This is a genomic window from Caulobacter sp. AVps18 (assembly GCF_058681425.1).
On the sequence record NZ_CM178737.1, the window covers coordinates 3,449,599 to 3,469,257 of the forward strand.

A 19,659-nucleotide genomic window follows, 5' to 3' on the forward strand; every position below is an offset into this window, starting at 1 on the left:
GCCCTCGAAAACTGGACGGTGGACGGCGGCCTCGATAACTCAGTTGTGGGCAACGGTCGATGTCGCCGGCGGAGCGATGGGGTCCAGCCCGTCCTTGAGCTTTGCCGTCGCCTCGGTCTTCTGCTTGTCGTCCGGCTCGAGACTGAGCACGCGTGTCCATTGGAAGCGCGCTTCGATCTTGCGGCCGGCGCGCCAATAGGCGTCACCCAGGTGTCCGTTGACGTCCGGATCGCCGGGCTCCAGTTCGACAGCCTCTTCCAGCTTCTCGATGGCGGCCTTGTAGTCGCCCAGCCGGTAATACACCCAGCCCAGCGAATCCAGCATCGCGCCCGACTGAGGCCGCGCCGCCACGGCCTTTTGGAGCATGACCAGGGCCTCGGGCAGGCGCTCATTGCGATCAGCCCACGAATAGCCGAGGAAGTTCAGGAGCTCCGGCTCATCCGGATTGGCCTTCAGCGCGGTCTGCAGATCGGCCTCGGCCTCGGCCCAACGTCCGCCACGCTCCAGGGCGATGCCGCGCAGGAACAGCACGCGCCAGTCGGGCCGCGCCGCCTCGCTGGCGATGATCGGGTCCAGCACCTTGACCGAGTCGTCCCAGTGCTCGTTGACGCGCAGCAGATCGGCCAGGGCGAGCTGGGCGTCGCGATCCGCCGGCGCCGACTGGGCGACGCCCTGGGCGATCTCCAGGGCCCGCGCCTTGTCTCCGGCCTGCTGATAGGTCCAGGCCAGCTTGGTGCGGGCGACGGAATACTGCGGCGAGCCGACCGGGATCTTCTCGAAAGCGGCTACGGCGCCGGCGCGATCCTCGTTCTGGTTCAGCAGGTCGCCGACCAGCAGCCAGGCCTCTTCGCGGTCAGGCTCAAGCCGCAAGGCCAGCCGCAGATAGGCCATGGCGAACTGGCTCTGCCGCTCGCTGGCGAAGGTCGCTGCGCAGGCCACCAGGTTCTGCGCCGCGCCCTGACGGATCGTCGGCATGGCCGGCGGGGCCTTGCGCGCGACGGCCCGGAGCCGTGCTGCCTGCAGACCGGCGTCGGTAGGGTCTGCGGCCAAGGCCACATCGTACAGCGCTACAGCGTCAGCGTGGCGCTTGCGGCGCTCAAGGAATGCGCCGTAATCCAGCACGAACAGGCCAGTGCTCGACGTCGCCGCCGTCAGGGCCTTGTAGTCGGTCTCGGCCTCGTCATAGCGCTTGGCGCGCTCGAACAGGCGCGCCTGGCCCAGTTGACCGAAATACTGCACCAGTCGGTCGTTCTGAAGGGTGGGCTGCACGATCGCGCCTTCGGCGTCGCCCGCTGCGGCTGCGGTCCACGGACCCAGCAAGGCGCTGATCTGGCGATGGGGGAACCCGATCGGTTCGGCGTTCAGCAGTGCCTGGGCGTCCTTGCCTTTCCCTAAGGCGAGATACTCAACAACCCGGGTCAGGGCCCCCAGACGCTGAAGCGCTTCGCTGGCGTCTTCGCCCTGCGGCGCGACCGCGGCGGCGCGGCTGACCTCGCCCGCCAGCAGCAGGGCTGTGAAGGTGCGCTCGGACATCAGGCCAGGATCGTCGGATAGTGCCCCGGCCACGCCGAAATAGGTCGCGGCTTCACGCGTATTGCCGTCGCGCAGTGCGGCCTGGCCGGCCAGGAACTGCCCGTAGGAACTGCGAACGTCGAACACCGAGGCACCTGACGACAAAGGGCCGCGCAGGACGACGGGACCTTGCCTGCTGGCGCAGGCCGATAGGGTGATCAGGGACGCAGCGGCGAGAAGGACTTTGAAACGCATCCCGCCACCCTGTTGGGTTTCGACGCGCGCCGCAAGCATCAGCACGCAGGAAAGCGCTTCCCACGAAGATGGACGCCGGCTTCGTCGACAAGCCGCGCCGCAAAAAGATGAGGCCTCCCAATCCTTCGATCGGGAGGCCGGAACGTCCTACATGTTCGGGTAGTTGGGACCGCCGCCACCCTCTGGCGTGGTCCAGACGATGTTCTGCGACGGATCCTTGATGTCGCAGGTTTTGCAGTGAACGCAGTTCTGGGCGTTGATCTGGAAGCGCGGGTCCTGCCCCTGCTCGTTGTAGAGCACCTCATAGACCCCCGCCGGGCAGTACAGCCGCGCCGGTTCGCCATATTTGGGCAGGTTCACCGAGATCGGGATCGACGGATCCTTCAGCGTCAGGTGGGCCGGCTGGTCTTCCTCATGGTTCGTGGCCGACAGGAACACCGAGCTCAGCTTGTCGAAGCTGATCACGCCGTCGGGCTTGGGATAGACGATGGGCTTGAAGTCCTTGGCCAGCCCTGTCGAGGCGGCGTCGGTCTTGTCGTGCTTCATCGTTCCGAAGACCGAGAAACCGCCAGTCAGGTGGGTGCACCACATGTCGAACATGCCTGCAGCCCCACCCAGGAAGGTACCCAGCTTGCCCAGCAGTGGCTTGGCGTTGCGGACGACCTTGAGCTCCTTGGCGACCCAGCTCTTCTCGAATGCGACCTGATACTCGACCAGTTCGTCGCTGGCGCGACCGGCGGCGATGGCCTTGAAGGCCTGCTCGGCGGCCAGCATGCCGGTCTTCATGGCATTGTGGCTGCCCTTGATGCGCGGCACGTTGACGAAGCCGGCCGAGCAGCCGATCAGCGCGCCGCCCGGGAAGGTCAGCTTCGGGATCGACTGATAGCCGCCCTCGGTGATGGCCCGCGCGCCGTAGGAAATGCGGCGACCGCCTTCCAGGTGGGGCTTGACCGACGGATGGTGCTTGAAGCGCTGGAACTCGTCGAACGGCGACAGCCACGGGTTCTTGTAGTTCAGGTGCACCACATAGCCGATCGACACGTAGTTATCGCCGAAGTGATACATGAAGCTGCCGCCGCCGGTCTTGTCGTCCAGCGGCCAGCCGGTGGTGTGCTCGGCCAGGCCGGGCTGGTGCTTTTCGGGCGGCACCTGCCACAGCTCCTTGATGCCAATGCCGTACTTCTGCGGCGACTTGCCGGCCGACAGGTCGAACTTGGCGATCAGTTGCTTGGCCAGCGAGCCGCGCACGCCCTCGGCGATGAAGACGTACTTGCCGTGCAGTTCCATGCCGGGCTGGTAGTCGGGCTTCTTCTCACCGTCCTTGGCGATGCCGACCACACCGACCACGACACCCTTCAGGGAACCGTCGTCGTTCCAGACCATGTCCGAAGCGGCGAAGCCCGGATAGATCTCGACGCCCAGCTCCTCGGCCTTGCCGGCCAGCCAGCGCGTCACATTGCCCAGCGAGGCAATGTAGCACCCTCCATTGTGCATGAAGGGCGGCAGGGCGAACATCGGCAGGGACATCTCGCCCTGCGGCCCCAGGATCAGGAAGCGGTCCTTGGTGACCGGCGTCTCCAGAGGCGCGCCTTCTTCCTTCCAGTTGGGGAAGAGCTCGTTCAGCGCCTTGGGATCAATCACCGCGCCCGACAGGATATGAGCACCGACCTCGGAGCCCTTTTCCAGCAGGGCCACGGAGATCTCTGTCCCGGCCTTTTCCGCCAGTTGCTTGAGCCGAATTGCCGCTGAGAGCCCGGCGGGACCGCCGCCGACGATGACGACGTCGTATTCCATCGACTCGCGTTCGAGGTCTTCGCTCATGGGATCTCCCGCCCCGGGGCCATCGCTTGCTTGGATGGCGCCCGTCTTATGACTGTTTGAATCTCATCTTATCGGAACGTGACGTGACGATGGTCAAGAGAAAGCATCCACTTTTGTTGCGGTGCAACGTGGAGGACAGGCCAGGATCGCGCTAAGGATGCTCTCATGAGCCTCGCCGTCGATCCTCGCGCCGTCGAAAGCCTGCTCGCCTTCTGGGCGGACGCGGGGGTCGATGCGACCTATTCGGATGCGCCGATCGACCGTCTGGCCGAGGGCGCGGCGCTGCTGCGCGCCAAGAGTCAGCCTCAGCCCGTCACGCCGCTGCGCCCGGTCCTGGTCTCGGGGGGCTCGGCCGACGTCACCGCCGCCGTGGCGCAGGCGCGCGCCGCCGCAGCCGCCTGCCCGGACATCGAGAGCCTCACCGCTGCCATTGCCGCCTTCACCGGCTGCCCCCTGAAAACCCAGGGCGCCCGGCAGGCCGTAGTCTCGCGCGGACCGGCCGACGCGCCCCTGATGATCATCGGGGAGTGTCCGGGCGCCGATGAGGATGCCGCCGGCCAGCCCTTCGTCGGCCGTGCGGGTCAGCTTCTGGATCGCATGCTGAAGGTCGCCGGCCTGACCGACCGGGTCTTCATCACAAACACGGTATTCTGGCGACCGCCCGGCGACCGTGCGCCCACGGCGCAGGAACAGGCCGTCTGCGCGCCATTCGTCGAGCGCGCCGTGGCCTTGGTCAAACCCAGGCTGTTGCTCCTGATCGGCGGTGCCTCGGCCAAGGCGATGCTCAAGCGCGAGGAAGGGATCCTGTCGTTGCGTGGCCGCTGGTTCGAATGGACGTCAGCCGACGGCAGCATGGAGCTGCCTGCGCTTCCCACCCTGCACCCGGCGTTTCTGCTCAGACAACCGGCGTCCAAGAAGAAAGCCTGGCAGGACCTCTTAACCCTAACCGAAAGGCTTGATCGCCCGGACCGTCCCCACTAGGACTCTGCGCGACCAGTCGGAACGGGGACGCGCGGCCTTCGGGGATGCGCGGATACGCATTGCAGCTCATAGCTCGCCTTCTGGCCGTCCTTGCGGCCTTCGCTCTTTGTCTGTGCGCCGCGCCCGGCGTGCAGGCGGGCAGCCTCGAGCCCCTGTCCAAAGACGACGCCCGTTTCTATCGCGCAGCCTTCCAGGCCTCCGAGCGCGGCGATTTCGACGCCGCCGAGGTCGCCTTCGCCAACACCCGCGACAAGAGCCTGGCGGGGCGACTGAGCTTCGCCCGGATCATGCACCCACGCGCCTACACCGCCGCCTATGACGACCTGACCGGCTGGCTTGAGACCTATGGCGAAGAGGCCGGCGCTGACCGGGTCTATGCCCTGGCCGTCAAGCGCAAGCCGGCCAAGGTTGCGCCGCCGGTGGCCCCGGCCCTGTTCGTCACCGGCGACAAGAGCGCTCCGCCCGCCGACAAGGGCCGCGCGGCGCGCGAGGCCTACTATTCCGGCGACGTGAAGAAGGCTCTGTCCCTGGCCCAGGCCAGCAACGAGCGCTGGATTGCGGGCCTGGCCTCTTACCGCCTGGGACAGCATGCCCAGGCGCAAGGCTATTTCGAAAAGGTATCCCGCGACGAGAACCAGGACGACTGGCTGCGCGCTGCCGGGGCCTTCTGGGCCGCCCGGGCCGCCAGCGCCATCGGCAATGAGGCCGACGCCCGCGACCTGCTGATCCAGGCCGCCCATGCGCCCAACACCTTCTATGGCATGATCGCCGCCCGCCAACTGGCCCTGGCCGGGGTGGCGCTGGCCGATGATCCCGATGATCCGATCGCCGCCCTGATCACCCGGGTCAGCTATGACGGCCCCGATATCGCCTCGCTCAGCCACCTGCTGGACAGCGACGCCCGCGCCCGCCGCGCCGCCGCCCTGGCCCAGATTGATCGCTGGATTGAGGCCGGCCAGGAACTGCGCGCCGGCCTGTCCCTGGCCTCCGACGAAAAGGTGCGGGCCGACTGGATGGCCCTGACCCTGGCGCTGAACGCCCGCGCACCGCTGAACGCCGGACGGCCGGTGGGCCGGGTCGGGTCGGAGGACTATCCCCTGCCCCCGCTGGAGCCCAGGGGCGGCTTCACCATCGACAAGGCCATGGTCTACGCCCTGGTGCGTCAGGAAAGCCGCTTTGACCCCATGGCCGTCTCGGGTGCCGGGGCCGTAGGCCTGATGCAGCTGATGCCCATCGCCGCCGCCCGCGCCGCCGGCGATGACAAGCTGCTGGCCGACAATACGCCGCTGTTTGACCCCTCGTTCAACCTGCGGGTCGGCCAGGACTATTTCACCTGGCTCATGGACCGTGGCCTGCAAAGCACCGACGTCCTGCGCGCCGTCGCGGCCTATAATGGCGGGCCCGGAACCCTGCTCAAGGCCCAGGCCCAGCTGGGCGCCAACTGCGACAGCCTGCTGCTGATCGAGAGCCTGCCGGCGGTGGAAACCCGCAACTATGTGGAAAAGGTGATGGCCTCGTACTGGACCTATCGCCGATTGCTGGGGGCCGAAACCCGCACCCTGGACGCCGTAGCCCTGGGCGCGCGCGAAATCGACTTCCGCCTGGACCAGCAGGCTACCAGCGCAGTCGCTGCGCCCTAGACATCCGCGCCAGCCCGGTCAGGGCCTTGTCGCCCGGCCTGAAGCCCCCTAGCGCGCCATAGAGCCGGGTTGAGATCAGCAGGCCCTGCAGTCGCTCCAGACCCAGAAGCCGAGCCCAGGCCTGACCCGGCCAGACCGGCAGCGCCGCTGCCCTGTCGGGCCCACCGGCGAGGTGCTTCTCGACAGTCGCGCGCCAGCCCTCTGGCAGGACCGCGTCGGGTTCCAGCACCAGCAGCCAGTCGCCACGCGGCGCGGCGCAGCCCGCCACCAGCCGCGTTCCAACATCACCGCCGACCCGCACGATCCGCGCGCCGCAGTCCTCGGCGATCTCCAGCGTGCCGTCGGTAGACCCCGCATCCGCGACCACGACCTCGCGCACCAGTCCGTCAATGGCGGCGGGCACGAGGCTGGACAGCAAGGGCCCCAGAAGGCGGGCGCTGTCGTGGGTGGCGATGACGACGGTGATCATGGCCTTGCTTCACGACACCCCGCCCATTCGGTCAAGGGTCGTTCTTGTTTTGTTCGAAACATCGCGCTAGGCTGCGCCCATGCCAGCGCCCGCCCACCTCAACCGTGTCGCCCTCAAGGGTCGTGGCGCCAGGACCAATGACAGCGGCCGGTTCGAGAGTTTCCGCTCCGAAGCCTTCGAAGACGGCTGGACCGAGGATGACGAGGCGGCGCGCCCGCTGACCACCAGCATCCAGCCGATGAAGTCCAGGACGATCATCGCCCGCAATGACAGCCCCGACATCGGGTTCAACGCCTCGATCAATCCATACCGGGGCTGCGAGCACGGCTGCATCTATTGCTATGCCCGTCCGGCCCACGCCTATCTGGGCCTGTCGCCGGGCCTGGATTTTGAGTCCAGGCTGTTCTTCAAGCCGGAGGCGGGAAGGCTGCTGGAGCGTGAACTTTCCAAGCCCGGCTACAAGCCGCAGGTCATCCATATCGGCGGCGACACCGACCCCTATCAACCGCAGGAAAAGACCCTCCGCGTCACCCGGGCGGTGCTGGAGACCCTGAGCCGGTTCAACCACCCCTTTTCGATCATCACCAAGTCAGCCCTGATCAGCCGCGACCTGGATATTCTGGGGCCCATGGGCAAGGCGGGGCTGGCGCGGGCGGCGGTTTCGGTCACCACGCTGGACCGCAAGCTGGCCCGCAGCATGGAGCCGCGCGCCGCCACGCCCGAGCGCCGGATCGACGCCATCCGCCAACTGGCAGAGGCCGGTGTACCGGTGACGGTGATGTTCGCGCCCTCGATCCCGTCGCTGAACGATCACGAGATGGAGGCGGTGCTGGAGCGCGCGGCCCAGGCCGGTGCCACCTCGGCCGGCTATGTGGCCCTGCGACTGCCGCTGGAGATCAACGACCTGTTCCAGCAATGGCTGGCCACTGACCATCCCGACCGCGCCAAACGGGTGATGTCGCTGATGCGCCAGATGCGGGGCGGTGCAGCCTATAGCTCGGAATGGGGCAAGCGGATGACCGGTGAAGGCCCCGTGGCCGAGGTGATGAGCCAGCGCTTTGAGATGGCCCGGCGCAAGTTTGGTCTGGACGCGCCCTTGCAGCGCATGGACGTCGCTGCCTTCAGGGTTCCGCCGAGGGCCGGCGACCAGATGAGCCTGTTCTAGAATGCAGGCCGCTGTCCTTGCCGACGCGCCGCTCAAACGGATGGCTGAGGTCCTCGCCCTGCTCATCCCGCGCGTCCCGATGGAGGGCACGCAGGTTATTCACGACACCTTCGTGCTTGAGCAAACCTGCACAGCGCCCCCGGACCGGGTGTTCGCCGCCTTCGCCGGTCCCGAGCGCAAGCGCGCCTGGTTCGTTGAAAGCCCCAGCCATGAGGTCGAGACCTTCGAGATGGACTTCCGGGTGGGAGGATTGGAAACAGCACGCTACCGCTTCACGGCGGGCGGTCCGGTCGAAGGGATGCTCCTGACCAGCGAGACGGCCTATCTGGACGTGCAGCCCGGCCGTCGAATCGTTTCGGCCTCGTCCATGGCCCTGGGCGGCCAACGCATCTCGGCGTCGCTGGTGACGATCACGCTGGCCCCCATCGAGGCCGGAACGCACCTCACCTGCACGCATCAGGGCGCGTTCTTGGCCGGTGCGGACGGTCCGGAGCGGCGAAAGACCGGCTGGCGTCAGCTCCTGGACCGGTTGAACAGAACACTGGCGCTGTAGCGGATTTCAGCCCTCCGCCACCGCCTGCCGAGACCTCGAAGTCGCCGCCCCTCTTGTCCATGTTGAAGACCAGCCTCGTCGCCTTGGCGTCAAATGCTGCGCACCGACATCAAGCGTGCGGTGTTTGGCCTTTGGGCGCGAATTTCGCCGTCAGCCAGCGCCGAACCGGCAGGTCATAGAGCTTCAGCATCAGCCAGGCTCCGACCACGATCAGCACGACCGCACAGACCATGAAGGCTAGCGGATAGCCTCGTCCGCCGGCCGCGCGGAAAGCACGCAGCAAGAGCTCCCAGCCCACCCAGTGCAGGGCGTAGAGCGGATAGGACACCTCGCCGCTGAACCGGCACAGAATGGCGGCGCGGCCCGTCGGATCACGCCAGCCCAGCAGAACGATCAGCGGAAATACGAATGCCACGCACACCAGATCGAAGGTGGCCGTATACAGCAGCGGCGGCGTGGCCAGCACGGCGACCAGCACCAGCGCCAGAACCCAGGACGGCGGAGCCCAGCTCAGATAGGGCTGCATGCGATAGCAGGCCCAGCCCAGCGCGAAGGGGAAGATCGTGCGGATCACCCCGATCCAGTAGGTGGCGCGGTCCCAGCCCGTTTGCACACCGCCCATGCCATAGCCGATGCCGATCAGCAGGCCGCCCGAGACGACGATCACCAGCACCAGCCACAACGTCGACAGGCGCCGGGCCGGGAACCAGAGCGCCCCGGCCAGCAACTCGAGGAATAGCGACCAGGCCGGCGGATTCAAAGGGAAAAGCGGTGAGAAGCTCTCCTCGTCCGAGACCCAGATCCTGGGCAGGACCAGCAGGCCCATCAGCAGGCAACCAACGATTCCGTCCCGATGGCCGATCATCACCAGGGCGCCGGCGGCCATGGAAAGCGCTATGAGTGGCCACACCCTCAGCAGCCGCAAGCGCATGAAACCCAGCCAGCCGATCTGACGCTGGCCGTAGGCATGGGCCAGCACGAAACCGCTGAGGCAAAAGAAGAAATCGACAGCCAGATAGCCGTGCGCCAGCAGCCAGGGCCGGTTGGTCCAGCCGCCCAGATGGTAGAGCAGCACGCCAAACGCGGCGAGCCCACGCAGCCCGTCCAGCGCCTCGTACCGCCGCCCCTGTTGCACCCGAAGACCCAAAGCCCGATACGCCCCCGCTCGCCCGCTTAGTGCCGGGCGCAGCGGCGGCCGTCCAGCGGCTAGAGCATCGTGCGGAAAAGTGGAGCCCGGCTTTCCGCCAAAACGATGCGAAAACAGAAAGCTAGAGCGAAATTCGCGATCTGTTTATCGCGCGCTTCGTCCTAAACCTTCTCCAGCAGCATGGCCTTGGTCAGGAAGGCGCGGTCCTCGCCGATCAGCCGCAGGCCCGCGTCGCTGAACAGGGCCGCCAGGTCCGTCTCGGCATAGGTCGAATAATAGGGCTCGTGGAAATAGGCCGGAAAGGCCTCCAGCAGGCGCGCCAGATCCGGCTCATCGCCCGGCTGCACCGAGTCGACAAACACCAGAACGCCGCCGGGCTTTAGCGTGCGGGCGATGGCTGCGGCCACCACCGGTCGCACACGCGGCGGCAGTTCGTGGAACAGATAGACGCAAGTTACCGCATCCAGCGAGGCGTCGGCGAACGGCAGGGCTTCGGCATTGGCCTGCACCGCGCCAAGCCCCGTGCGCTGGCGCGCCTTGGCCAGATAGGCCGGCGACAGGTCCAGCCCCGCCAGGGCGGCGCGTGGGAACGTCGCCTTGAGGTCGCGCAGAAAGCCGCCGGCCCCGCAGGCGACATCGACGAGCTTCAGGCCCCGCTGATCCCGTCCGCGCCAGTGCCTGGCCAGCAGGGACAGACCCCGCCGCCGCATGGCACCGGCCGTTCCGGCAAACAGGGCCTCGACCTGAGCGTCATAGCGACGGGCGCTCTCGGCCGTGAACCAGCCGCCCGATTGGTAGTGGAAGTTCTGTCGATAATAGTTTGGATAGGCTTGTGTTTCCGGCTCAGACCTGACCTCGACGCCATCACCCCGGCGGCGGCGCTGATCCACAACTCGGGCGTCGATCAGGAAGTCCAGGGCCTGGAGCACAGATCGCACTGGCCGAGCCGGCGCGTCGTCCATAGCCGGATAGAGCCCAGTGGCGACGTCGTGAGCGTCTTTCTCGAAGGCTTCCAGATAAACCTGACGCAGTCGCGCGCTGGAGACGGGCGGGCCTTCGGCCTTGAAGCTAAGCGCCGCCTCGCCGCGGGAGGGCTGGGTGATGGCGCGCGCCAGGCCACCGGCGGCGCTCCACCACGCCGCCTTGGCGGCGGCCCGAGCCCGCTGGCTCGCCGCGTCTAGCGCAAAGGCACCTCGGTCACGTCGCCCGTCCATCCTGGCCTCACCGCGAAAACACGCCCACCAGTTCAATATGGGGCGACCAGACGAACTGGTCCACCGGCAGCACCTTATCCAGAGTGAAGCCGGCGTCGATCAGCATTCGAGCGTCGCGGGCGAAGGTGGCCGGATTGCACGACACGCTGATCACCCGCGCCACCTTGGACTTGGCGATCTCGACGGTCTGCTCCAGGGCACCGGCGCGGGGCGGGTCGATAACCACCACGTCGGTCTTGGCCAGTTCAGTGCTCAGCACCGGGCGGCGCACCAGATCGCGTGCCTCGGCAGTGATGGGCTTCAGGCCCGGCGCGCCGCCGATAGCCGCCTTCATTGCGGCAATGGCCGGCGCAGAGGAGTCGGCCGCATGAACAGCGGCGATCTCGGCCAGGCGGAAGGTGAAGGTGCCGGCGCCGCAATAGAGGTCGGCGATCCGGTTGGCACCCTGGGCAGCCTCGACAGCGAAAGCCACCATGGCCCGCTCGGCCTGCGGGACCGCCTGCAGGAAGGCGCCGGCCGGCAGGCCGACAATGGCCGAGCCCAGCTTCACCATAGGCTGGCGGGCCATATAGACGACCTCACCGGCCAGGGTGACGCGGGCGAAGTCGGCCTCGCCCGCCGCCATCGCCGCCAGCATCCGGGCGTCGGCCGACAAGCCGCCGCTCTTGGCTTCGACGCCGGTGATGTCGATATCCAGCCCCGTGGCCGTCAGGGTCACGTGCAGGGTTGGGGCGGACTTGGGATGCTCCAGGAACGGCTGGGCCAGACGCGCCAGGGCGGGAAAGGCGGCGACGATGCGCGGATCGGTGACCGGGCACTGCTCGATCTTGACCAGGTTCCACGAGCGGCGCTCCTTGAACCCCAGACGCACACCGCCCTTGCCGCCACGGGCGTGCAGGGCCACGCGGCGGCGCGAGGCCGCCGGCGCCGCGAAGGTCGGCAGGATCAGCGTCTCGATGCCCTCACGGGCCAACTGGAACCGCACCTGATCGCCCTTCCAGGCCAGATAGGGCTCGGCCGACCAGTGCTGGAACGCGCAGCCGCCGCAGTGACCGAAATGCTTGCAGGCCGGCGCGACGCGGTCCGGGCTGGCGTCCAGCACCTCGATCAACTCGCCGCGCGAGCCGTCCATCTGGGCCGTGACGCGCTCACCCGGCAGGGTCAGGGGCACGAAGGCCTCGCCGCGCGCGATGCCGTCGCCCTGGGCGCCGACCGCGTCGATGATCAGTTCACGCATTCCGTATCCAATTCTCGCGGCGGGAACCCTCAAAAGGTCCAGCCCTTTCATGCCCGCCGGCCCGTGTGGCCGCGCGGCGCAGAGGCCCTTCAAGGGCCTGCCCGGCTGTCCATACCCGCAAATGGCGCGCTTGGCATGAACGAAGATGAACACCTCGCTCAACGACCGTTCATGTTGGCGCGGGCAATCTTCACCGGTCAGCAGCGCCAGGCTTGGCGAGCGACAGAAAAAAGACACGCCCGACTGGGAAAGACACGCGACATGACCAACAGGACCCCCAAGATGAAAACCGCTCTGTGCGCCGTCGCCGCCATTGTCAGCGGCGCCCTCCTCCCGACCCTGGCCAGCGCCCAAGCTTACGGAGCGCCGCGCCAGACCTACGGGGCCTATGACAACTCCGGGACCTATTACGACCCTTGCGCCCGCAGCACGACCAACCGGGGCACGGGCGGCGGACTGGCCGGCGCGGGCATCGGCGCCGCCATCGGCAGTGGCATTTCGGGCAACGGCGCCCGGACCGAAGGTGCCGTGCTGGGCGGTCTGCTGGGCGCGGTGATCGGCTCGAGCATCGGCAAGAAGTCGGCCGCCTGCACCCCCGGCGTGGCTCCCCCGCCCCCGCCGCCGCCCTCGGCCTATAACGAAAGCGACAGCGCCCCCGTCGACAGCCGGGCCGGCTATGACGACCCGACCTATGGCGACCGCTATGGCGATGCACGCTATGAGGAAGCCCGCCGCGAAGCCGACCGCGATGCCCATCGCCGTGACAGCTATCGCGTCACCGACCGCGGGCCGGACGTCAACGGCTGCACCCTGGCCGAGAGCCCGATCTATCTGCCCGACGGCCGGGTGCAGAAGCGCTTTGTTCGGGTCTGCCCCGACGCCGCCGGCCGCTATCAGGTCGTGGACTAAGGCCTCAAGAGTCCTCGCCAAGTCTCTGAACAGGCTGGCCTCTTGCTGATGAACTAAACGGCCGCCGGCATTTCGCCAGCGGCCGTTTTTCTATTGGCGTCGGGCCCAGATCAGGCCTTCGACCTGACCATCACCGCCCCGGATCGGGCTCTCGGCCTGGCCCATGATCGTCCAGTCGGCCTCTTCCAGGAAGGCGATGATCTCGCGATGGACGCGGGCGATGGTCTCGGGATCCTTGACCAGCCCGCCCTTGCCGACGTGCTCGCGGCCGGCTTCGAACTGCGGCTTGATCAGCGCGACCATTTCGGTGCCGGACACGGCCAGTTCCATCACCGCCGGCAGGGCCTTGGTCATCGAGATGAAGCTGACGTCGCTGACGATGATGTCGGGATCTTCCTCGATCCAGCTGGTGTCGAGGATGCGAGCGTCGGTGCCCGACAGGTCCACCACTCGCTCATGCTCCACCAGGCTGTGATGCAGCTGCTCGCGCCCGACATCCACCGCATAGACCTTGGCGGCACCGCGCGTGAGCAGCACCTCGGTGAAGCCGCCGGTCGAGGCACCGATATCGATGGCGACCTTGCCTTCAACCTCGATGGGCCAGAGGTCCAGCGCATGGACCAGCTTCAGCGCGCCGCGGCCGACCCACGGGTGAGCCAGGGAGGCGCGAATCGACACGTGCTCCTCGACCATCTCCGAGGGCTTGAGAACCACAACGCCATCGGCGCGCACCAGCCCGGCCTCAATGGCTTCACGGGCCTTGGCGCGGCTGTCAAACAGGCCGCGCTCCATCATCAGAACATCTACACGTCTACGGGTCATGCGCGCGGTTTAGCACGGACTTGCGGTCCAGGTCGCTTCAGGATCAACTGAACGCCGTTCACCGGCGCGCCAAGACGCCGGTCGCCTGGGAGGGTAAACATGAACTTCAGTCGCCGCGGCCTGCTGGCCGCCTCGGCCGCGATCGCCGCCGCTCCATCGGTGCAGGCCAAGCCCAAGGGTGCCGCGCCCGCCCCCTGGACGCCCGACGCCACCGAACTGGCCGGCCGCATCCGCCGCAAGGAGGTCAGCACCGCCGAGGTGGTCGAGGACGCCATTCGCAAGGCCGAAGCCCTCCAGCCCAAGGTCGGTGCCATCGTCACCTCGGACTTTGATCGCGCTTTGGACAAGGCACGGTCCGGCGGCATGACCGGGCCGTTTGCCGGCGTGCCTTTCCTGATCAAGGACCTGGATCCCTATATCGGGCTGCCCACCCGGTTTGGGTCACGCAGCTCGCTGGGTGCCCGCCCGGTCAAGGCCCAGACCGCCTTTATCGACGCCTATGACCGCGCCGGCCTGATCGTGATTGGCAAGTCGTCGACCCCGGAATACGGCTTCCTGCCCACCACCGAGCCGATGGGCTTCCTGCCGACGCGCAATCCCTGGAACCTGAGGCACTCGTCCGGCGGCTCGTCGGGCGGGGCCGCAGCGGCGACAGCCTCCGGCATCGTGCCCTTCGCCCATGCCACCGACGGCGGCGGCTCAATCCGTATCCCGGCCGCCAACTGCGGGCTGTTTGGCATGAAGCCCTCGCGTGGACGGATGCTCGACGGACGCCCCAACAACAAGGGCATAGACCTCTCTGTCGCCCACTGCGTCTCCCATAGCGTGCGCGATTCCGCCGCTCTGTTTGCGATCAGCGAGGACACCGAGGCCGGGTCGAGCTTCGCCCCGATCGGCGTGGTCACCGGCCCCGGCAAGGGTCGCCTGAAGGTCGGCCTCCTGATGGAGACCGGCACAGGATTTCTTCCTGACCCCGAGGTCGTTCTGGCCGTCGAGTCTGCCGCCAAGCTGATGGAGAGCCTGGGACACAAGGTTGAGACGACCCACTGGCCCATCGATGGGAACCAGTTCGGGCGCGACTTCACCGCCCTGTGGTCAACCGGTGCGGCCGAACTGGCAGCCGGGGTCAGCAAGGCCATGGGGCGCGCGGCCGACGCCTCGGTGCTTGAGCCGTTCACCCTGGGCATGGCGGAGCTGGTGCGCGGCCTGAAGCCCGGCGACATAGCCGCAGCCGTCGCGCGCCTGCAGGCCGCCGCCAAGGCCTATGATACCTGGCTGACCCGCTATGACGTGATCCTGTCGCCGGTGCTGGGCCATGTACCGGCCGATCTCGGCTTCGTCAGCGGCGATGTGACCTTCGAGACGCTGCAGGCGCGGCTGCTGTCCTATGTCGGCTATACGCCGCTGCACAATGTCGCCGGGGCTCCCGCCATGAGCGTGCCCCTGCACTGGACGGCCGACGGCCTGCCGGTCGGGGTTCACTTCGCAGGACGGATCGGCAGCGAAAAGCGGCTGTTCGAGCTAGCCTATCAGCTGGAGGCGGCCCAGCCCTGGGCGCACCGCAAGCCCCCGACGTCTCTCTAAGGCCGACGGCCCCCGTGTGATGCGGGGGCCGTTACCCACAGGCCGGGGCCATGCGCGCCTTCACGTCGGCGACGATGTCGGCGATGATCTCAAACTTCATGGCGTCGGGCTTGCTCCAGCGAATGCAGCCCTTGCCGAAACTGGCCTTGCCCAGGCTCGCGCCGAACCGGGCGATCGCGTCCTGACCGGCATAGAGCGCGATGTGCTGCTTCTGGCTGTTGAAGGCGATCCATGGGGTCTTCGGGTCGCCATAGGCCGGCATGCCGAAAGCCATTCGCTCATGCTCGGCTCCGAAGGCCTCCAGACAGAGGCTTCGGAGCCGCTCCAGCGCCGGGCGGCGCTCGTCGGAGACCTCCAGCAGGAAGTCATCGACGGTCTGCGCCTTGGACTGAACCATGTCGCCCCCTTCCCGGGAGGGCTGGATCAGCCCTCCACAAACACCTTTTTCAGTTCGTTCTTCATGATCTTGCCATTGGCGTTACGAGGCAAGGTCTCGTGCCAGAACACCACCTTGATCGGCACCTTGAAGGCCGCCAGACGGTCGGCGACGAAGGCGCGCAGTTCGGCCTCGGTGGCATGGGCCCCCGGCTTGAGCGTAACCACGGCCGCCGGCTCTTCACCCAGGGTCTTGTGTTCGATGCCCACCAGGGCGGCGTCCATCACCGCAGGGTGGTCGTAGAGGCAGTTCTCGACCTCGATGCAGTAGATGTTCTCGCCGCCCCGGATCAGCATGTCCTTGGCGCGGTCGATGATGAAGCAGAAGCCCTCCGCGTCCAGACGCGCCAGGTCGCCGGTTTTGACCCAGCCGTCGATGAAGGTCTGGGCGGTGGCTTCAGGCTTGTTCCAGTAGCCGCGCACCACCTGAGGGCCCTTGCACCACAGCTCGCCGACCTCGCCGATCGGCAGCTCGCGGTGCGGCTCCTCGACGGTCATGATCTTCAGGTCCGTGACGGGCACGGCCGGACCGCAACTGTCAGGACGGTTTTCGTAGTCTTCAGCCGAGTTGCTGGTGGCCGTGGCCGAGGTCTCGGTCATGCCCCAGCCGTTGCCGGGGGCGGCCTTGGGCCAGACTTCCTTGATCTTGCGCACCAGTTCGGGCGCCGACGGCGCGCCGCCATAGGCCACGGCCTCGATGGACGACAGATCGTAGTTCTCGCGATTGGGATGCTCAATGATCTGCCAGGCGATGGTCGGCACGCCGCCCATCGAGGTCAGACGCTCGTCCTGGATCAGCTGCATGGCCTTGTCAGGATCCCACTTGCGGATCATGGCGATCTTGGCACCGCCGAACAGCGACGGATTGAGCACAGCGAAACAGCCCGTGGCGTGGAAGAACGGCACGGAGATCAGCGAGCCCTTCTGCGGCAGGCTGGGATCGGGCTGGGGCGGTGCCTCGCCGCGTCGCAGGAAGCTGCGGGCCCCGGCGGCGGCGGCGGCGAAGATATTGCTGTTGACGTTGCGATGGGTGCCGATGGCACCCTTGGGTTTGCCTGTCGTGCCCGAGGTGTAGAAGATCGTCGCGTCGTCATCGGCTGCGATCGGCGCTGTGGACAGCGGCTTTTCCTCAAGCGCGGCCCAATCGTTGGGGCAACCGATCACGGTCTCCAGACGCGTGACATAGGGATGGGCGATCTCTTCCCTGGCGCGGCTCACATAGACGCGCTCCAGGTCGGGGCAGTTGTCGAAATGCTCGGCCATGCGCTCATAGCGCTCGATATCGACCACCAGGGTCTTGGCGCCTGAGTCCAGCAGGCCGTATTCCAGCTCCGGCCCTGTCCACCAGGCGTTCAGCGGCGTGACGATCGCGCCGATCGACAGGGCACCATAGAAGGCGACCGGCCATTCAGGCAGGTTGCGCATGACGATGGCGACCCGGTCGCCCTTCTTGACGCCTTTGGCTTCCAGATCGGCGGCGAAAACAGTGACGGCGCGATAGAAGGCCTCGAAACTGACCCGCTCGTCCTCATGGATCAGGAAAACCCTCTCGCCGTGCGTGCGCCCGACCAGCAGGGTGTCGCGCAGGGTCGGCGGGGCATTCTTCCAGACCCGGGTCTTGACGCCGCGGATCTCGATCTCCTCCATTTCGCCCGCCGTGCCCGGCTGGGTGATCAGGGCATAGGCCTGCTGGACCGACATGGCGGGCCACGGAATCGAGGCGGGGGTCGGCGCGGATTGTGCCTGGGTCATGTTACTCTCCCGGTATGGTCGCGCCCTTATTCAATGAGCGCGTTCACGAGCGAGAAAGCACAGGCTGAGGCGTGATGCAAACGCCCGTTTGATCGTAAGGGAACATTGATAAGTTAGGCCTGGCCAGCAGGCGATTGAGAAGGTGTTGTGGCGCAAACCCGGGCCTGATCACGCTTCAGGGGCGCGCGACGTAGACATATTCGTGCTGGCTGTCGCGCAGGATCAGCGCCGGACGCCCCGACCGTTCGCTGACCACAAACTGATCGCCGCCAATTCCTGGATCGATGGTGACAAAGGAAATCGTCCCGTCCTGGTTCTGGCGGGAACCGGCATGCGACCGCCACCCTCCAAAATCAAAGAGGAGTCCCGAGGCGTCCTTCGAGACATCGATATGGCCCAGATCCGGGTTCTCGTAGCGGGCCGCCAGAGCGGCAACCAGAGCCTCGGGCGGGGGAACACTCAGCCCTTCGCGCCCGGAAGCATTTCGCGACTGCAGGGCGACAGCCCGAGTGGAGACCTCCTGAGACGCCTCGTTCCTGCCATCATAGAGTACCTCCAGCAGTCGGCGCATGAAGGGCCCCATAAGCGCTCCGCCCTGGTCGGCATTGGTTAGCAACACAGCCCCGACCCCGGCATCTGGGACGATGATGAAGTCGGACTTGTAGCCAACAAGGCTACCTCCATGATGGATGACCTCTACGCCCCAGGTCCTGTCGGTTTCGAGACCCATGCCGTAGGCCATGTTCTCACCCGTCGACACACCGGGTTTGCGGCGTTCAAGCAGATTGCCGGCCGAGACGAGCCGCTTGCCGTCGGGCAGCAGACCCTGTGCAAGCTCGTTCTGGACATAGGCGGCCATGTCATGGGCCGACGACCATGCGCCGCCTGCAGGTCGATAGGGCAGCACGGAAGCGTTGAAATCCATGCTCGCCACGACGGTCGCGCCCGCCAGATCGACTCCATGGGGCGAAGCATGGTTGCCGGCCAGCGCCTCGGGCATGCTGAAGGTCGTGTCTGCCATCCCAAGGGGATTGAAAATCCTTTGCTGCAAAGCGGCGTCATAGGCCGCGCCCAGCTCCATCCCGGGATAGGCGATATGGCCACCGATGTAGCCAGCGGCAGAGGCCATGAGATTGTTGTACTGGAACACCTCGCCAAACCCACTCGTGGGTTCGGTGGTAGCGAGCTGATCGAATGTGACGGATGCCGGCGTGTCCGGACGGGTGTTGAAACTCCACGCCATGTCTTTTCGCGGCAAGCCTGTGCAGGCGCAGACCAGGTGGCGGACGAGCACCTTTTTCGTGACCTCGGGACTCCCCAGCTTGAATGCAGGAAAGACCTCGATGACGGGCTGATCCCAATTCAATCGCCCCTCGTCGACCAGCTGGGCCAACAGAAGCGTCGAAAAGCTCTTGGTATTGGACGCGATCATGAACCGGGTATGGGCGTCGACGGCCTCGGATCGACCCAGTTTCCGCACGCCAAGCCCGCCTTCATAGACGACCTGCCCGTGATCGATCAGAGCCAGCCCAGCGCCCGGAATGCCAAGTTCCCGCATGCTGGTTTCAACGAAGGACTTGATCTGTGCGATCCGCGCCGCGTCCAGACGATGCGCCCGACGGTCGGAAAAGGTTTCGCGCGTGTAGCCCTTGGGCCTGACACTCTGAAAGACAAGGTCAATCGCGGCCCAGCGCTTGTCGGCAACGGCCTCCTGGCTGTCCAGGATCTGCACCGTCCACTGCGAGCCAACCCGCAGGGCAATCGCCAGTGTGGCTCTCAAGGCATTCGGCGGGGTATCGTACTCAAGAAATTGCCGCTCTTCCCAACCGTTCTGGGGGGCCTGAAGCGTCGCCAGCTTGAAGGTCGGGTTGGCTTCCGGGCGGTAGAGCTTCCAGGCCTTGGCGGCCGCTTCCCTAGCGTCAGAAGCGGCCCCCACCTCGACGACAGCCAGTCGACTGTCAGGTTCAGGTGCCGACAGCACCCATACAGCCGGCGATTCTGCATGTGCCGTCCATGCCGACGGAGCGGTGAAGGTGACTCCCGATACGGTCGACGTGACCGTATCGGCGGCCAAAAGAGACGGCACGGCTGTCACCTCGCGTGCCTGCAAAGGGGCAGCGTAAAAGGTGAACAACGCCAGCAAGATCGGCACTAGGCGCATGG

16 protein-coding genes are annotated in these 19,659 nt (G+C 66.6%); 6 read left to right on the forward strand and 10 right to left on the reverse strand.

Going from position 1 to position 19,659, the window contains the following annotated elements:
* Nucleotides 1-39: 39 nt before the first annotated feature.
* Both ACW179_RS15755 and ACW179_RS15760 read right to left on the reverse strand, forming a co-directional pair.
* Nucleotides 40-1,767, reverse strand: coding sequence for a tetratricopeptide repeat protein (locus ACW179_RS15755; protein WP_492060408.1), 1,728 nt, complete (start codon nt 1,765-1,767; stop codon nt 40-42).
* A gap of 147 nt (nt 1,768-1,914) precedes the next feature.
* On the reverse strand, nt 1,915-3,588 hold the full coding sequence (locus ACW179_RS15760; RefSeq protein WP_492060409.1) for an electron transfer flavoprotein-ubiquinone oxidoreductase: 1,674 nt from the start codon (nt 3,586-3,588) through the stop codon (nt 1,915-1,917).
* Nucleotides 3,589-3,753: 165 nt separating this feature from the next.
* On the opposite strand from ACW179_RS15760, the gene ACW179_RS15765 reads away from it, so the two are divergent.
* Entirely contained in the window at nt 3,754-4,569 is an 816-nt protein-coding gene (locus ACW179_RS15765; protein WP_492060410.1) for a uracil-DNA glycosylase, read from the forward strand.
* A gap of 44 nt (nt 4,570-4,613) precedes the next feature.
* Entirely contained in the window at nt 4,614-6,209 is a 1,596-nt protein-coding gene (locus ACW179_RS15770) for a lytic transglycosylase domain-containing protein (protein WP_492060411.1), read from the forward strand.
* On the opposite strand, the gene ACW179_RS15775 is transcribed toward ACW179_RS15770, so the two are convergent.
* Nucleotides 6,184-6,678 (reverse strand): glycosyltransferase, encoded by a 495-nt coding sequence (locus ACW179_RS15775; protein WP_492060412.1) that lies wholly within the window; start codon nt 6,676-6,678, stop codon nt 6,184-6,186. The genes ACW179_RS15770 and ACW179_RS15775 overlap by 26 nt on opposite strands.
* A gap of 79 nt (nt 6,679-6,757) precedes the next feature.
* Here ACW179_RS15775 and ACW179_RS15780 point away from each other — a divergent pair, with 79 nt between their 5' ends.
* Together ACW179_RS15780 and ACW179_RS15785 are read left to right on the forward strand one after the other, a co-directional pair.
* Nucleotides 6,758-7,843 carry a PA0069 family radical SAM protein gene (locus ACW179_RS15780; protein ID WP_492060413.1) on the forward strand — a complete coding sequence of 362 codons (1,086 nt, stop codon included), beginning with the start codon at nt 6,758-6,760 and terminating at the stop codon, nt 7,841-7,843.
* A gap of 1 nt (nt 7,844) precedes the next feature.
* On the forward strand, nt 7,845-8,396 hold the full coding sequence (locus tag ACW179_RS15785; RefSeq protein ID WP_492060414.1) for an SRPBCC family protein: 552 nt from the start codon (nt 7,845-7,847) through the stop codon (nt 8,394-8,396).
* Between the two features lie 109 nt (nt 8,397-8,505).
* Here the strand turns inward: ACW179_RS15785 and ACW179_RS15790 are convergent, their stop codons facing one another.
* The 3 genes from ACW179_RS15790 to ACW179_RS15800 form a co-directional block, all read right to left on the reverse strand.
* Nucleotides 8,506-9,531 (reverse strand): acyltransferase family protein, encoded by a 1,026-nt coding sequence (locus ACW179_RS15790; RefSeq protein WP_492060415.1) that lies wholly within the window; start codon nt 9,529-9,531, stop codon nt 8,506-8,508.
* 173 nt (nt 9,532-9,704) lie between these two features.
* Entirely contained in the window at nt 9,705-10,757 is a 1,053-nt protein-coding gene (locus ACW179_RS15795) for a class I SAM-dependent methyltransferase (RefSeq protein ID WP_492060416.1), read from the reverse strand.
* Between the two features lie 7 nt (nt 10,758-10,764).
* A complete protein-coding gene (locus tag ACW179_RS15800; protein ID WP_492060418.1) occupies nt 10,765-11,994 on the reverse strand; it encodes a class I SAM-dependent RNA methyltransferase in 1,230 nt (409 codons plus the stop codon).
* Between the two features lie 282 nt (nt 11,995-12,276).
* On the opposite strand from ACW179_RS15800, the gene ACW179_RS15805 reads away from it, so the two are divergent.
* Nucleotides 12,277-12,903, forward strand: coding sequence for a hypothetical protein (locus tag ACW179_RS15805; protein ID WP_492060419.1), 627 nt, complete (start codon nt 12,277-12,279; stop codon nt 12,901-12,903).
* A gap of 90 nt (nt 12,904-12,993) precedes the next feature.
* On the opposite strand, the gene ACW179_RS15810 is transcribed toward ACW179_RS15805, so the two are convergent.
* Nucleotides 12,994-13,725: a TlyA family RNA methyltransferase gene (locus tag ACW179_RS15810; protein ID WP_492060420.1), complete on the reverse strand. Its 732-nt coding sequence runs from the start codon at nt 13,723-13,725 to the stop codon at nt 12,994-12,996.
* A gap of 99 nt (nt 13,726-13,824) precedes the next feature.
* Between ACW179_RS15810 and ACW179_RS15815 the strand changes: the two genes are divergently transcribed.
* Nucleotides 13,825-15,309 (forward strand): amidase, encoded by a 1,485-nt coding sequence (locus ACW179_RS15815; protein WP_492060421.1) that lies wholly within the window; start codon nt 13,825-13,827, stop codon nt 15,307-15,309.
* Between the two features lie 31 nt (nt 15,310-15,340).
* Here the strand turns inward: ACW179_RS15815 and ACW179_RS15820 are convergent, their stop codons facing one another.
* The 3 genes from ACW179_RS15820 to ACW179_RS15830 all read right to left on the reverse strand — a co-directional run bounded on the left by ACW179_RS15820 (nt 15,341) and on the right by ACW179_RS15830 (nt 19,657).
* Nucleotides 15,341-15,706, reverse strand: a complete 366-nt coding sequence (locus tag ACW179_RS15820) for an iron chaperone (RefSeq protein ID WP_492060422.1) — start codon at nt 15,704-15,706, stop codon at nt 15,341-15,343.
* Nucleotides 15,707-15,732: 26 nt separating this feature from the next.
* The gene (locus ACW179_RS15825) at nt 15,733-17,496 is read right to left on the reverse strand and encodes a class I adenylate-forming enzyme family protein (RefSeq protein WP_492060423.1); all 1,764 of its coding nucleotides are present in this window, start codon (nt 17,494-17,496) and stop codon (nt 15,733-15,735) included.
* A gap of 175 nt (nt 17,497-17,671) precedes the next feature.
* Entirely contained in the window at nt 17,672-19,657 is a 1,986-nt protein-coding gene (locus ACW179_RS15830; RefSeq protein ID WP_492060424.1) for a serine hydrolase domain-containing protein, read from the reverse strand.
* Nucleotides 19,658-19,659: the final 2 nt, after the last annotated feature.